Source organism: Streptomyces sp. NPDC043996, assembly GCF_056435225.1.
This window is the reverse complement of sequence record NZ_JBWKEY010000001.1, coordinates 865,672-880,193: the sequence shown is the minus strand read 5'-3', so window position 1 is coordinate 880,193 and position 14,522 is coordinate 865,672. Positions and strand designations below refer to the sequence as shown.

Here is a 14,522-nt window from a genome sequence, read left to right as displayed (position 1 = left end):
ACGCTGCACCCCGAAGGTAACGCCCGCGCGACCCCCCTGTCATGCCCGTATCGCCATACGGTCATGACAGTCGCGGCCCGCGACCGGCCAAGACGCCATCGGCTTCGATAACTCCCTTGCCAACCACGGCACTTCGGGGTTCTCGCGGGCCTTCGTGGTCGTACGATCGCTTCGGCGTATGTCAGGGGAGCGTGTGAAGGCGCGGTGGGGGTCGGGTGACGTACCGAAGATGCTTACGGGCGGGCTGTGCCATGGCGGCGGGAGCGCTGCTGTTCAGCGGCTGCTCGGGCGGGGACGGCGGCGGGCGCGGGAAGCCCGGGCGCAGCACGGGACCCTCGTCCCCCTCGTCCTTGGCCCCGCCCGCCCCCGGCGGCGCCTCGCCCCGGCCCACGGCCCCTGACTTCACCCCCGACCCGGCCCGCCTGCCCCGCACGCCCGCCGCGGCCCGCGCGCTCGCCGAAGCCGTCGTCGCCGACCCGGGCACCTGGGGCCCGGGATTCGTCCGGCGCACGCCCTACCGCAGCGACCCCGGCTACTGGCCGGTCCTCGGCGAGGACTGCGTCTGGGCGCGCGGCACCCGCCCGCGCGGCGTCCTCGCCAGCGTCACCACGTACAGCGAACTGCCCGCCGAGCCCGGCAAGGGGCCCCTGCGCGTCGCCGCCACCGTCACCGTCCACCGCGACGTGGCGGGCGCCGACTGGGAGATGGCCGAGACGCTGGAGGAGGCGCTGCGCTGCCCGGACCAGACGCTGCGCGAGGGCGAGCGGGTCACCGGGCTGCTCTCGCTGGGCTCGCCGTTCGGCCGGAGCCGCAACTTCTCCTCGGAGGACTCCCTCGGCGAGTCGGGGGACTACCACAGCGACGAGTTCGGCAAGGGCGCCTATGCCTACGACTGGTCGCAGACCCGGGTCGGCCAGGTGACCGTCGCCGTCTCCAGCAAGGGCGCGAAGGGGCGCACACCGGACGAGGTGACCACGGCCCGCGCGCAGGCCCAGGTGACGATGGCGACGCGGGCCGAGCGGCGGCTGGAGGCAGGGACGTGAGCGACTTCGCGGGGGCGGTGGAGCGCCTGGGGCCCTCCGACCCGTCCACGATCGCCGGATACCGGCTCCTGGGCCGCCTCGGCGCGGGCGGCATGGGCGTGGTCTATCTGGGCCGGGCGGACTCGGGCGAGCTCGTCGCGGTGAAGGTGATGCTGAGCGGGTACGCCGAACCGGGGGACACGGCGGGGTTCCGCGCCCGGTTCCGGCGCGAGGTGGCGGCGGCCCGGCGCGTGCGCAGCCCCTACGCGGTGCCGGTGGTGGCCGCGGACCCGGACGCCGCCGAGCCGTGGCTGGCCACCGCGTTCGTGCCGGGCCCCTCGCTCGCGCGGGCCGTCACCGACCACGGCCCGCTGCCGGGGCACGGGGTGCGCGTCCTCGGCCACGCCCTTGCCCGCGCGCTCGCGGCCGTGCACGCCACGGGCCTCGTCCACCGCGACGTCAAACCCGGCAACGTGCTGCTCGCCGTGGACGGGCCGCGCCTCATCGACTTCGGCATCGCCCGCACCGCCGAGGACACCGCGCTCACCGCCACCGGCATGGTCGTCGGCACGCCCGGCTTCCTCGCCCCCGAACAGGCCGAGGGCCGCGACGCCGAGATCGGTCCGGCCAGCGACGTCTTCGCGCTCGGCGGACTCCTCGCGTACGCGGCGACGGGCCGCCCGCCCTTCGGCACCGGCGCCGCCGACGCCCTGCTCTACCGCACCGTCCACGACGATCCCGACCTCGTGGGCGTCGAGGGCGACCTCGCCGACCTGCTGCGGGCGTGCCTGGCCAAGGAGCCCGGCGCCCGCCCCGGCACCGGTGACGTCGCCGCCGCGCTCGCCGATGGCGCCCCGGGCGAAGCGGCGGGGGCGGACACGGAGTGGCTGCCCGAACCCGTCCTCCGGGACATCGCCGAGCGCTCCGCCCGGATGCTGGCCCTGCCGGACATCGAGGGGACGCGGGCGGAAGGGGCGGGTCCGGAGAGTGGGCCGGGCTCGGCGAGCGGGTCGGGCCGGGCGCCCGGAGCCGAAGGGGCAGAAGGGGCCGAGGAAGCCGGGGGAGCCAGGGGTGCCGGACGGCCCGAGGACACGGCCGCGGCTGAGGGCGCCCCCGGGCCCGAGGGCGCCTGGGAGCCCCCGACCGCCCCCGCCGGGCGCACGGCCGAAGCGAGCCGCCGCCGGTTCCTCGCCCTCGCCTCCGCGGGCGCCGTGCTCGCCGCGGGCGGTGGCACCGCCGCCTGGCTCGGCCTGCGCGGCGACGGCGGTGGGCCGGGCGCGGGTGCGCGCGGACCGCGCTGGCGCATCGGCGTCCAGGCGGACCTGTCGGGACCGCAGAAGACGGTCGGCGTCCAGCAGGAGCGCGGGGCGCGGCTGGCCGTCGAGCACTTCAACGCCCGCGACGACCGGCCGTTCACGCTGGAGCTGCGGACGGCCGACGACGCCGGGGACACCACGCGGGCCACCGCCGCCGCCCGCACCCTGACCGAGGACCGCGCCGTCCTCGCCGTCCTCGGCTCCACCTCCGACTACACCACCGACGAGGCCCTGGCCCGCTACGACGAGACGGTGCTGCCCCTGCTGAGCGTCTCCGCGGGCCTGAACATCCTCACCGCCGGCGAGAACCGCTCCTTCCTGCGCGCCTGCCCCTCGCACCCCGAGACCGGCCTGCGCATCGCCTTCCACCTCCAGAAGCACACCAAGAGCGTCCGCGCGGGCCTGCTGCACGACCGCACCGACGACAACTACGCCTGGCAGTACAGCGCGATCCTCAACACGACCCTGCGCACCTTCGGCCACCGCCCCTACCCGCGCGTCGTGCCCGCCCGCGTCGACGACTACGGGCCCGTCGTCGCCGACATGCTGCGGGCCGGCATCGACGCCTTCGTGCACTGCGGGCCCGCCGACAGCGCGGCCGCGGCCGCCCGCGCGCTCGCCGCCGCCGGGTTCCGCGGGCCGCGGTACGGCGGGCAGCACGTCCTTGACGAGCGGTTCCTGAAGGAGGCGGGCGACGCGGCCGAGGGCTGGATCATCGGGGCGCCCGTCGCCGATCCGCTGGCCCTGCCCACGGCGAAGAAGTTCGCCGCCGCCTACCGGAAGCGGTACGGCGAGCGCCCCGGCTACTACGCGGGCGAGTCCTACGACTGCGTCACCCTGATGATCCGCGAGATCGCCAAGGCGGCCCGCGGCACCCGCCGCCCCGCCCGCAAGGACCTGGCCGCAGCCCTGCGCAAGGCCTCCCACAAGGGCGTCATGGGCGCCTACCGGTTCCGCCCCAAGAGCGGCGACCTCGCCCTGATGGGCACGTACATGCACCAGGTCCGCGACGGCCGCTTCCACTACCTGGGCCCGGGCCCGCGCGAGGTCCCAGGAGCGCGGAAGACCTAGGGCCCCCGCCTCACTGGACCACTGGCCCGCGCCCCGGAGGGACACGGCATGGAGAAGCTGCGACCGGGCGACCCCACCCACATCGCCGGGCACCGCCTGCTGGCCCGCCTCGGGGCGGGCGGCATGGGCACGGTCTACCTGGCCCGCACCCCCGGCGGAGCCCTGACCGCCCTGAAGACGATCCGCGCGGAACACGCGGCCGACCCCGCCTTCCGCGCCCGCTTCCGCCGCGAGACACAGGCGGCGCGGCGCATCGAGGGCACCGGCCTGGTGCGGGTCGTGGGCGCGGACCCCGAAGCCCGCGAGCCCTGGCTGGCCACCGAGTTCGAGCCGGGCCCCTCGCTCGCGGAGGCGGTGGCCGCGCACGGCCCGCTGCCCGCGCGCACCCTGCGCGCCCTCGCCGCCCGCCTCGCCGACGCCCTGGCGGCCGTGCACCGGGCCGGGCTCGTCCACCGCGACGTCAAGCCCGGCAACGTGCTGCTGTCCGTGGCCGGGCCGCGCCTGATCGACTTCGGCATCGCCCGCGCCGAGGGCGCCACCGCGCTCACCGCCACCGACATGGTGATCGGCTCCCCCGGCTACCTCTCGCCGGAGCAGGCGCGGGCGGCGGGCGCGGCCGCGGTCGGACCGCCCAGCGACGTCTTCTCGCTCGGCTGCGTCCTGGCGTTCGCGGCCACCGCCCGGCGGCCCTTCGGCACCGGCTCGGCGGCCGCCGTCGTCTACCGCACCGTCCACGGCGAACCCGACCTCGACGGCGTGCCGGACCCGCTGCTCGCCCTCGTCCGCGCCTGCCTGGCGAAGGAGCCGGGGGCCCGCCCGACGGCCGAGGAGATACGCGAGCGCATGGGCCCCGGGGCCCCGGGCGGCGACTGGCTGCCCGCGGGGCTCCCCGCGCTGATCGCCCGGCGCTCGGCGCGCGTCCTGGACCTGCCGGTGCCCGAACCCACCGAGGTCTCCCCGCACTCCGCGCCTGTGCCGGACCCGGGCGAGCTCACCGTCCCGGCGGCCCCCGCCCCGCCCGGACCCGCGCCCCGCAGGCGCCTGCTGGTGCTCGGCTCGGCGGGCGCGGTCGCCGCCGCGACGGGGGCGGGCGTGTGGCTGGCGCGCCGCGGCTTCGGCGGCGCGCCCGCGGCCGGTCCTTCTGGGCCGCTGCCGCGCCTTGTCATCGCCGTACAGACCGACCTCAGCGGCCCGCGCCGGGCGGACGGCCGCGCCCAGGAGCGCGGGGCGCGGCTCGCCGTCGCGGCCCACAACGCGCGCCCCGGCCGGGGCTTCGACCTCGCCCTCGCCGTCCGCGACGACGCGGGCGACCCCCGGCGGGCCGGGGCCGAGGCCCGCTCCCTGGTGGCCGACCGGTCCGTGGTCGCGGTGCTCGGGGTGACCTCAGCCCCGGTCGTGCGCACGGTGGTCAAGGCGTACGAGACGGCGCTGATGCCCCTGCTCTCGGTCCTGGTCGGGGAGGGCGTCGGGTCCTTCGGCATCCCGAGCACCCCGGGCAAGCCCCGCTCCTACCTCGAGCTGCGGCCGCCGGACACGATGCTGATGACGCCGGTGAGCCGGTATCTGACGGTGCGCCGCGTGCGCCGGACCGCCGTCCTGGAGGACCGCGCGGGGGACCGGCTCACCTGGGACATCGTCAAGTCCCTTCGGGACGTGCCACCGGCGGAGGGCAGCACCAGCGTGCACCGGGTCGAGGCGGGTGCCACCGGCTTCGCGGCGGCGGTGCGCGCGGCGCTCGCCACCCGTCCCGACGCGGTCGTGTACGCGGGGTCCTCGCCGCGCCGCGCCGCCCTCGCCGCGCGGGCCCTGCGCGACCAGGGCCACACCGGTCTGCGCGGGGCCATCGAGCCCGTCCTGCAGCCGGAGTTCCTGTCGGCGGCGGGCCCGGCGGCCGAGGGCTGGCTGTTCGGCACCTCGTACGTCGACCCCGCCCGGGTGGCGACCGCCCGGGGCTTCGTGGCCGCGTACCGCGAGCGCTGGGGCCCCGCGGCGGTCCCGCGCTACGCGGCGGAGGCGTACGACGCCGTCCTCTGCGTCGCCCAGGCGATCCGCGAGCTCGGCCCCGACCGCGCCGAACGCGGCGCCGTCTCCCGCCGCCTGGTCACCCTCACGCACCGGGGCGTCGCGAAGACCCTGTCCTTCTCCAGCACGACCCAGACCCTGAACGCGGACCCGGGCATGTTCACCTACCGGATCAAGGACGGCCGCCCCCGCTTCCTCGGCCACTACGAGCGGGCGGCGCGCTAAGCGCCGCGCCCCGAAGGGGCGCGGGGCTGTGCACATGTGCGGCTCCGCCGCGTGGGCGCGACCAGCCACAGACGGCCCGCGGGTTAGGCACCGCACGTCCAGCGAAGCGCTGAGCGCGCCGCCCGGCGGGTCAGGCCAGGGCCGTGGCGACCGCGTCGGCAAGCGGTGTGGTCGGGCGTCCGATCAGGCGGGCCAGATCCCCGCTGGTGCCCGCGAGCAGGCCCCGGCCGACCGCCGCGTCGACATCCACCAGGAGGGCGGCCATCGGCTCCGGCAGACCCGCGCCGGTCAGCACCGCCAGGTGCTCGGCGGGGGAGACGTCGGCGTACGCCACGGCCTTGCCGGACTGCCGCGCGACCTCCGCCGCGTACTCCGGCAGGCTCCACGCCACGTCCCCGCTCAGCTCGTACGCCCGGCCCTCGTGACCCTCGCCGGTGAGCACCGCGACGGCGGCCGCCGCGTAGTCGGCGCGGGCGGCGGAGGCGACGCGTCCGGACCCGGCGCTGCCGACGACGGCGCCGTGCTCCAGGACGGGCGCGAGGTGCTCCGTGTAGTTCTCGTGGTACCAGCCGTTGCGCAGGAATGTGTACGGCAGGCCCGAGTCGAGGATCGCCCGCTCGGTCTCCTTGTGCTCGGCCGCGAGGTCGAAGTCGGCGTCGGGGCCGCCGAGGATGCCCGTGTACACCAGGTGCGCGACCCCCGCGGCCTTCGCCGCGTCGATGACGGCCCGGTGCTGCGGCACCCGCCGCCCGACCTCGCTGCCGGAGACCAGGAGCACCCGGTCGCCCGCCGCGAAGGCGCCCGCGAGGGTCTTCGGTTCGCTGTAGTCCGCGATCCGCAGCTCGACGCCGCGCGCGGCGAGGCCGGCGGCCTTCTCCTTGTTCCGTACGACGGCCGCGACCTGCCCGGCGGGCACGCCGGCGGCCAGCAGGCCCTCGATGACGAGGCGGCCGAGGTGTCCGGTGGCTCCGGTGACGACGATGCTCATGACTGACATCTCCCATGGGCCCGGAAGGGCCCGCTGCGGTTTGGTATGCCACTCACGCTAGCTCCGGCACTAACTATCCGTAAGTACCCACTTTGAAGTAAGGTACTGGCATGACAGTAAGGAACGGGAGCGCCGGGAACGCCGACGCCGAGCAGATGTGCCCCCATCGCCTCGTCCTGGAGCACGTCACGAGCCGCTGGGGCGTCCTCGTCCTGATCGCCCTCGCGGAGCGGTCGTATCGCTTCAGCGAGCTGCGCCGCGAGCTCGGCGCCACCGGCGGCAGGACCGTCAGCGAGAAGATGCTGGCCCAGACCCTCCAGACCCTGGAGCGCGACGGCCTGGTGCACCGCGACGCGAAGCCGGTCATCCCGCCGCGCGTCGACTACACCCTCACCGCCCTCGGGGCGGAGGCGTCCGAGCAGGTCAGGGCCCTGGCCACCTGGACGGACCGGCGCATGGACGAGGTCCTCAAGGCCCGCGCGGCCTACGACGAGGCCCGGCCCTGACGGAGCAGGACCGGGCCTCGTGAGCGGTGCGCGCGGCAGCGGCTAGCCGACGACCGTCCAGGTGTCGCCGCCCGCGAGCAGCGCCGCGAGGTCGCCCTTGCCGTGCTGCTCGATGGCCGCGTCCAGCTGGTCGGCCATGAGCGTGTCGTACACCGGCCGCTCCACGTTGCGGAACACACCGATCGGGGTGTGGTGCAGCGTGTCCGGGTCGGCCAGGCGGGAGAGCGCGAAGGCCGTGGTCGGGGAGGCGGCGCGGGCGTCGTGGACGAGGATGTCGCCCTCGTTCTCCGGGGTCACGGGGACGACCTTGAGGTCGCCGGTGGCCGCGTCGCGCACGACGCCCTTCGAGCCGTCGGTGCCGAAGCGGATCGGCGCGCCGTGCTCCAGACGGATCACGGCCTCCTCCGCCTGCTGCTTGTCCTTGAGGACCTCGAAGGCGCCGTCGTTGAAGATGTTGCAGTTCTGGTAGATCTCCACCAGGGCCGTGCCCGGGTGGTCGGCGGCCTGGCGCAGGACCTCGGTGAGGTGCTTGCGGTCGGAGTCCACGGTGCGGGCCACGAAGGAGGCCTCCGCGCCGATCGCGAGCGACACCGGGTTGAAGGGCGCGTCCAGGGAGCCCATCGGCGTCGACTTGGTGATCTTGCCGACCTCCGACGTGGGCGAGTACTGCCCCTTGGTGAGGCCGTAGATCCGGTTGTTGAACAGCAGGATCTTCAGGTTCACATTGCGCCGCAGGGCGTGGATCAGGTGGTTGCCGCCGATCGAGAGGGCGTCCCCGTCACCGGTGACCACCCACACGCTCAGATCGCGCCGGGAGGAGGCGAGGCCCGTGGCGATGGCCGGGGCGCGGCCGTGGATGGAGTGCATCCCGTAGGTGTTCATGTAGTACGGGAAGCGGGACGAGCAGCCGATGCCGGAGACGAAGACGATGTTCTCCTTGGCCAGCCCCAGTTCGGGCATGAAGCCCTGGACGGCGGCCAGGACCGCGTAGTCACCGCAGCCGGGGCACCAGCGCACTTCCTGATCGGACTTGAAGTCCTTCATGGACTGCTTGGCCTCGGCTTTGGGCACGAGCTTCAGCAGCGTCTCGGAGCCGGTGGGCCCCTCGACCGTGGTGTCAGCCATCGATGGCCTCCTTGAGAGCCGTGGCGAGCTGCTCGGCCTTGAACGGCATGCCGTTCACCTGGTTGTACGAGACCGCGTCCACGAGGTATTCGGCGCGGATCAGCGTGGCGAGCTGGCCGAGGTTCATCTCGGGGATCACCACCTTGTCGTAACGCTTCAGGACCTCACCCAGGTTCCTCGGGAACGGGTTGAGGTGGCGCAGATGGGCCTGTGCGACGCTCTGCCCGGCCGCCCGCAGGCGGCGCACGGCGGCGGTGATCGGCCCGTAGGTGGAGCCCCAGCCGAGGACCAGGAGCCGGGCGTCCTCGCCCGCGTCGTCGACCTCAAGGTCGGGCACCTCGATGCCGTCGACCTTGGCCTGACGGGTGCGGACCATGAAGTCGTGGTTGGCCGGGTCGTACGAGATGTTGCCCGTGCCGTCCTGCTTCTCGATGCCGCCGACGCGGTGCTCGAGGCCCGGCGTACCCGGGATCGCCCACGGCCGGGCGAGGGTCTGCGGGTCGCGCTTGAATGGCCAGAAGACGTCGGTGCCGTCCGCCAGCGTGTGGTTGGGCCCGGAGGCGAACTGCACCCGCAGGTCCGGCAGTTCGTCCGGCTCCGGGACGCGCCACGGCTCGGAGCCGTTGGCCAGGTAGCCGTCGCTCAGCAGGAAGACGGGCGTGCGGTACGTCAGCGCGATCCGGGCGGCCTCCAGGGCGGCCTCGAAGCAGTCCGCCGGGGTGCGCGGGGCGACCACGGGCACCGGCGCCTCGCCGTTGCGGCCGTACATCGCCTGCAGCAGGTCGGCCTGCTCGGTCTTGGTCGGCAGCCCGGTGGACGGGCCGCCGCGCTGGATGTCGACGATCAGCAGCGGCAGTTCGAGGCTCACCGCGAGGCCGATGGTCTCCGACTTCAGGGCCACGCCGGGACCGGAGGTCGTGGTCACCGCGAGCGAGCCGCCGAAGGCCGCGCCGAGCGCGGCGCCGATGCCCGCGATCTCGTCCTCGGCCTGGAAGGTGCGCACGCCGAAGTTCTTGTGCCTGCTCAGCTCGTGCAGGATGTCCGAGGCCGGGGTGATCGGGTACGAGCCGAGGTAGAGCGGCAGGTCGGCCTGGCGGGACGCGGCGATCAGGCCGTAGGCGAGGGCCAGGTTGCCGGAGATGTTCCGGTAGGTGCCCGGCGGGAACGCCGTGACGGCGGGCGCCACCTCGTACGAGACGGCGAAGTCCTCGGTGGTCTCGCCGAAGTTCCAGCCCGCGCGGAACGCGGCGATGTTCGCCTCCGCGATGTCCGGCTTCTTGGCGAACTTCTGGCGCAGGAACCGCTCGGTGCCCTCGGTGGGCCGGTGGTACATCCACGACAGCAGGCCGAGGGCGAACATGTTCTTGCTGCGGCCCGCGTCCTTGCGGGACAGGTCGAAGTCCTTCAGGGCCTCGACCGTCAGCGACGTCAGCGGTACGGGGTGCACCTGGAAGCCGTCCAGGGAGCCGTCCTCGAGGGGGGAGGTCTCGTACCCCACCTTCTGCATGGCGCGCTTGGTGAATTCATCGGTGTTCACGATCACCTCGGCGCCGCGCGGCACGTCGCCGATGTTGGCCTTCAGCGCCGCCGGGTTCATCGCGACAAGGACGTTCGGCGCGTCGCCCGGGGTGAGGATGTCGTGGTCGGCGAAGTGCAGCTGGAACGACGACACGCCGGGCAGCGTCCCGGCGGGGGCGCGGATCTCGGCGGGGAAGTTCGGCAGCGTCGACAGGTCGTTGCCGAAGGACGCCGTCTCGGAGGTGAACCGGTCACCGGTGAGCTGCATGCCGTCACCGGAGTCACCCGCGAAACGAATGATCACCCGGTCGAGACGGCGTACGTCTTTCTCGCCCGCAGGTTTGCGCTGTTCCCCGACGACGGCTTCGTCGGCCTGCTCGGCCGGGCTACTGACCTGGCTGGTCACTGAACTGGACCTCCCTCGAGGCGGCTCTGCGGGACCGGCAGGCGGACCTGCCCTCCCACGGCCCACCCTACGTCCGTAAGGGTCACCTTCTTCGGGGCGCTCGCATGATGGACGCCCTTTTGAGACAGCTGAATGCCCTGATTTGTCATGCTCTGCCTTGCCCCCCGGCCTTTCATGAAGACGCTCTCCACTCATCCAATGGTTCTAGGACACGGGCCCTAGGACCCGTGTCCCCCGTCGTCGGCGGTTGTCCCGCTGCCGGGACGTTCCGCGCCGGTCGGAGTACCTCACCCCGCGCTGCCGACACGGTGTCAGCAGAGCGGGGCCAGGGCCAGGACCCACGTCCATGGGGTGGAGTGGTGGAGGTCAGGAGTTGAGATACGTGAGCACGGCGAGCACCCTGCGGTGGTCCCCGTCGCTCTGCGAAAGACCGAGCTTCAGGAAGATGTTGCTCACGTGCTTCTCCACGGCGCCGTCGCTGACGACCAGCTGCCGCGCGACCGCCGAGTTCGTGCGCCCTTCGGCCATCAGCCCGAGGACCTCCCGCTCCCTCGGGGTGAGCCCCGCGAGCACGTCCTGCTTGCGGCTGCGCCCGAGCAGCTGCGCCACGACCTCCGGGTCGAGCGCGGTCCCGCCCTGCGCCACCCGGACCACGGCGTCCACGAACTCCCGGACCTCCGCGACCCGGTCCTTGAGCAGATAGCCCACGCCCCGGCTGGACCCGGCGAGCAGCTCCGTGGCGTACTGCTCCTCCACGTACTGCGAAAGGACCAGCACGCCGAGCCCCGGGTGCCGCTGCCGCAGTTTCACGGCCGCGCGCACCCCTTCGTCCGTGTGCGTCGGCGGCATCCGCACGTCCGCGACCACGACGTCCGGCAGCGCGTCCTGGGCCGCGAGCTCGGTGATCGTCTTGATCAGCGCCTCCGCGTCCCCGACCCCGGCCACGACGTCGTGCCCGCGGTCGGTCAGCAGCCGGGTCAGCCCCTCCCTGAGCAGCACTGAATCCTCGGCGATGACCACCCGCACCTTGTCCTCCACGATGTTCCGGCCCCCCAGAGCCCGTCCCCACCCCATTGACAGGTCCAGCATCCCAGCATCGGGATGACGGTGGGTACGTCACCGGCCAGCGGATTCAGCCCGTCCGGCGTTTGAGGACGAGGCGCGAAGCGCCAATTGCGGTTGAGCGGGGGCACGGGGGGCAGCCCGCCCCCGGTTCGGGAAGGGGCGCCCGCGCGCGGAGCGCGCTGATGGACACAGCGGGGCGCACCGCGAGGGCCTAGCCCCGCCAGGGCAGCTCCGCCGTCACCACGGTCGGCCCCCCGACGGGCGAGTCGACCACCAGAATCCCGTCCACCGCGTCCAACCGCTCGGCGAGCCCCGCGAGCCCCGACCCACCGCCCCCCACCCCGGCGCCGCCCCGCCCGTCGTCGACGACCTGCAGCATCAGCCGCCCCTCGACCCGCCACACGTCCACGGCCGCCCGCGCGGCCCCGCTGTGCTTGCTGATGTTCTGCAGCAGCTCGGACACCGTGAAGTAGGCGATGCCCTCGATCGCGGCCGCGGGCCGCGACGGCAGGTCCACCTCGACCTCCACCGGCACGGTGCAGCGCGCGGCGAGCGCGGAAAGGGCCGCGTCCAGGCCGCGGTCGGTGAGGACGGCGGGGTGGATGCCCCGGGCGAGGTCCCGCAGCTCCTGGAGGGCGATCTTCACCTCGCCGTGCGCCTCGTCCACCATCCGCGCCGCCGCGTCCGGGTCCTCCGCGAGCTTCTCCTTGGCGAGCCCGAGGTCCATGGCGAGGGCGACGAGCCGGGCCTGGGCGCCGTCGTGCAGGTCCCGCTCGATGCGCCGCAGGTCCGCCGCGGCGGTGTCGACGACGACCCCGCGGTCCGACTCCAGCTCCTCGACCCGGCTGACCAGGCGGGACGGGCCGAGCAGCCCGACGACCAGGACGCGGTCGACCATCGTCAGGGCGCGGACGACCCAGGGCGCGGCCAGCGTGAACAGCAGACCGGTCAGCGCGGCGAGGCCGATTTCAAAGGGATTGTCCAGGTAGAAGCGGTGCCCGCCGTCGCCGTAGAGCTGGATGCCGCCCTGTCCGCCGTAGACCGGGAAGACCCAGAACCACAGCGGGTACGTGAGCATCGCCAGGCCGTACGCCCAGAAGGCCAGCGACACCGTGAACGAGAAGAACGCCCACGGCATGTGCAGCACGGCGAACACCACGTGCCGCCAGGAGACGCCGCTCTTGAGGACGGCGCCCATCCAGGCGAGGGCGCCGGAGTCGCGCGGCCGCACCGGGTGCGGCGCGGCCACCTCGAGGTCGAGCAGGCCCCGCGCCCGCGCCCGCTCGAGCGAGCCGAAGCCGCGGCAGGCCATGAGGCCGAGGGCCAGGATGGGGACGCCGACGAACGTGATCAGCAGGCCCGTGCCGAGGGCGAGCATCGTCACCGCGAAGGTGAACCCCACGATGCTGATCGGCAGGGACAGGAGCACGTACACCAGCTCCCGCAGCGCGCGCCCCTCGAAGGGCGCGCGCAGCACGGCCGGGAGCCGGTGGCGGCGGGCCGCCGCGCCGTCGCCGTGGCTCTCGGCCCAGCGGTCGTCGAGGTCGCTCCTCATGACGCGTCCGTACTCCTGTCCGTAGTCCGTGGCCATCGCTGCCGTCCGTTCTGCTCGTCCCGCTCGGGTTCCGGCCTCCGCGACCGGCGCGGGTCGTCCCTTGTCGTACAACCAGGGTGCGCGCCGGAGCGTGTGCCGGGCCATGGAGCGCGTCGGCGTCTTGGAGCGGGGGTTTTCCCTACCTCTGGGGGGTGTCCTGGGCGGTGTCCCGCGCCCCGCACGAGGCAGCGGCCCCGGATGGTGCCCGGGGCCGCTGCTCAGGGGTGCTGGGGCGGACCGCCGCGCCCGCGCTCCGGGCAGGCCGGGACGGCCGCCGCCCGGGGGTGCCACGCGCGCGGGGGCCATGGCTCAGCCCGTGCGGTCCCGCCACGGCAGCTCCGCCGTGACCGTCGTCGGCCCGCCCGGCGGGGAGTCGACGACGAACAGGCCGTCGACCGCGCCGAGCCGCTCCGAGAGCCCCGCCATGCCCGTGCCGCCGTCCAGGCTCGCGCCGCCCTTGCCGTCGTCCCACACCTGGATGAGCAGCCGCTGGTCGGACCGCCACACCTCGACGCTCGCCGAGCGCGCGGCGCTGTGCTTGCTGACGTTCTGCAGCAGCTCGGACACCGTGAAGTAGGCGATGCCCTCGATGGCCGCTGCCGGGCGCTCGGTCAGGTCAGCGGTCACCTTCACCGGCACCGTGCAGCGCGCGGAGACCGAGGAGAGCGCCGCGCCGAGGCCGCGGTCGGTGAGGACGGCGGGGTGGATGCCCCGGGCGAGGTCCCGCAGCTCCTGGAGGGCGAGCTTCACCTCGCCGTGCGCCTCGTCGACCATCGCCGCGGCCGCGTCCGGGTCTTCGAGGAGCTTCTCCTTGGCGAGTCCGAGCCCCATGGCCAGGGCGACGAGCCGGGCCTGGGCGCCGTCGTGCAGGTCCCGCTCGATGCGCCGCAGGTCCGCCGCGGCGGTGTCGACGACGACCCCGCGGTCCGACTCCAGCTCCGCGATGCGCCGTTCCAGCTCGTCCGACGGCGAGAGCAGGCCGCGGGCCATCGCCCGGTCGGCGTTCGCGAGCCCCCGTACGACGAACGGCAGCACCGGCCACAGCAGGAACAGGCCTATCAGGGTGACGGTGAACGTCGCGATGCCCCAGGGCAGGCGCATGAACCCATAGAGCATCGCCCGCCAGCCCACCGGGTCCTTCAGGGTCGACCAGAGCCAGGTGAGCACGCCGCCGCCGCGCTGGGAGCGCAGCGGCATCGGGCTCGGCTCGTCGATGCGCACCCCGAGCAGCAGACGCGCCCGGCCCCGCTCGAACTTGCCGAACAGGCGCGCCCCGAACAGCGCGAGCGCGAGCAGCGGCAGACCGACGACCGTGAACGACAGGGCCACGCCGAAGCTCAGCGCCATCACCACGTACACGAATCCGACGATGCCCGCCGGCAGGTTCCCCAGGAGGTAGAAGATCTCCTTCCAGGTGTGTGCGCCGTAGGCGAAACGGGCAGGCGGCGGTGGATCCGACGCGGCCTGCGAAGACGTGGATCGGGCGGTCATACCGGTAAGGGTGCCTGGCCCACGGCCTTGAGCGCCATGAGGACGACCTCCGCAATCGCACGGGGGATAACCCCACCTGTAACCCCACCTGCCCCACGGAACGGATCCGGTCGATGACTCGCCCGCGCCGAACCGGTCCCTGACGGTCTGCTTACCTCGCCTTTAGCAGGCCC

Annotated in this window: 10 protein-coding genes; 4 read left to right on the top strand and 6 right to left on the bottom strand. The window is 74.2% G+C overall.

Annotated elements, in window-relative coordinates; translation table 11 throughout:
* The first annotated feature begins 251 nt into the window (after positions 1–251).
* The 3 genes from AC07A4_RS04020 to AC07A4_RS04010 are packed head-to-tail and all read left to right on the top strand — an operon-like array spanning position 252 to position 5,656.
* Positions 252–1,043 (top strand): hypothetical protein, encoded by a 792-nt coding sequence (locus AC07A4_RS04020; protein ID WP_478592499.1) that lies wholly within the window; start codon positions 252–254, stop codon positions 1,041–1,043.
* Between the two features lie 17 nt (positions 1,044–1,060).
* A complete protein-coding gene (locus AC07A4_RS04015) occupies positions 1,061–3,409 on the top strand; it encodes a bifunctional serine/threonine-protein kinase/ABC transporter substrate-binding protein (RefSeq protein WP_478592920.1) in 2,349 nt (782 codons plus the stop codon).
* A 48-nt stretch (positions 3,410–3,457) separates the two neighbouring features.
* Positions 3,458–5,656 carry a bifunctional serine/threonine-protein kinase/ABC transporter substrate-binding protein gene (locus tag AC07A4_RS04010; protein WP_478592496.1) on the top strand — a complete coding sequence of 733 codons (2,199 nt, stop codon included), beginning with the start codon at positions 3,458–3,460 and terminating at the stop codon, positions 5,654–5,656.
* A 130-nt stretch (positions 5,657–5,786) separates the two neighbouring features.
* Here the strand turns inward: AC07A4_RS04010 and AC07A4_RS04005 are convergent, their stop codons facing one another.
* Positions 5,787–6,644, bottom strand: coding sequence for an SDR family oxidoreductase (locus AC07A4_RS04005; RefSeq protein ID WP_478592494.1), 858 nt, complete (start codon positions 6,642–6,644; stop codon positions 5,787–5,789).
* A 155-nt stretch (positions 6,645–6,799) separates the two neighbouring features.
* On the opposite strand from AC07A4_RS04005, the gene AC07A4_RS04000 reads away from it, so the two are divergent.
* A complete protein-coding gene (locus AC07A4_RS04000) occupies positions 6,800–7,150 on the top strand; it encodes a winged helix-turn-helix transcriptional regulator (protein WP_478592917.1) in 351 nt (116 codons plus the stop codon).
* Between the two features lie 42 nt (positions 7,151–7,192).
* Here the strand turns inward: AC07A4_RS04000 and AC07A4_RS03995 are convergent, their stop codons facing one another.
* The 5 genes from AC07A4_RS03995 to AC07A4_RS03975 form a co-directional block, all read right to left on the bottom strand.
* Complete coding sequence (locus tag AC07A4_RS03995; protein ID WP_478592492.1) at positions 7,193–8,275, bottom strand: 2-oxoacid:ferredoxin oxidoreductase subunit beta; 1,083 nt, start codon at positions 8,273–8,275, stop codon at positions 7,193–7,195.
* Complete coding sequence (locus AC07A4_RS03990) at positions 8,268–10,199, bottom strand: 2-oxoacid:acceptor oxidoreductase subunit alpha (protein WP_478592490.1); 1,932 nt, start codon at positions 10,197–10,199, stop codon at positions 8,268–8,270. Before AC07A4_RS03990 ends, AC07A4_RS03995 begins: the two co-directional genes overlap by 8 nt.
* 366 nt (positions 10,200–10,565) lie before the next feature.
* On the bottom strand, positions 10,566–11,273 hold the full coding sequence (locus AC07A4_RS03985) for a response regulator (RefSeq protein ID WP_478592915.1): 708 nt from the start codon (positions 11,271–11,273) through the stop codon (positions 10,566–10,568).
* Between the two features lie 202 nt (positions 11,274–11,475).
* Positions 11,476–12,855 carry a sensor histidine kinase gene (locus tag AC07A4_RS03980; RefSeq protein ID WP_478592487.1) on the bottom strand — a complete coding sequence of 460 codons (1,380 nt, stop codon included), beginning with the start codon at positions 12,853–12,855 and terminating at the stop codon, positions 11,476–11,478.
* A gap of 312 nt (positions 12,856–13,167) precedes the next feature.
* Entirely contained in the window at positions 13,168–14,349 is a 1,182-nt protein-coding gene (locus AC07A4_RS03975; RefSeq protein ID WP_478592484.1) for a sensor histidine kinase, read from the bottom strand.
* Positions 14,350–14,522 lie beyond the last annotated feature (173 nt).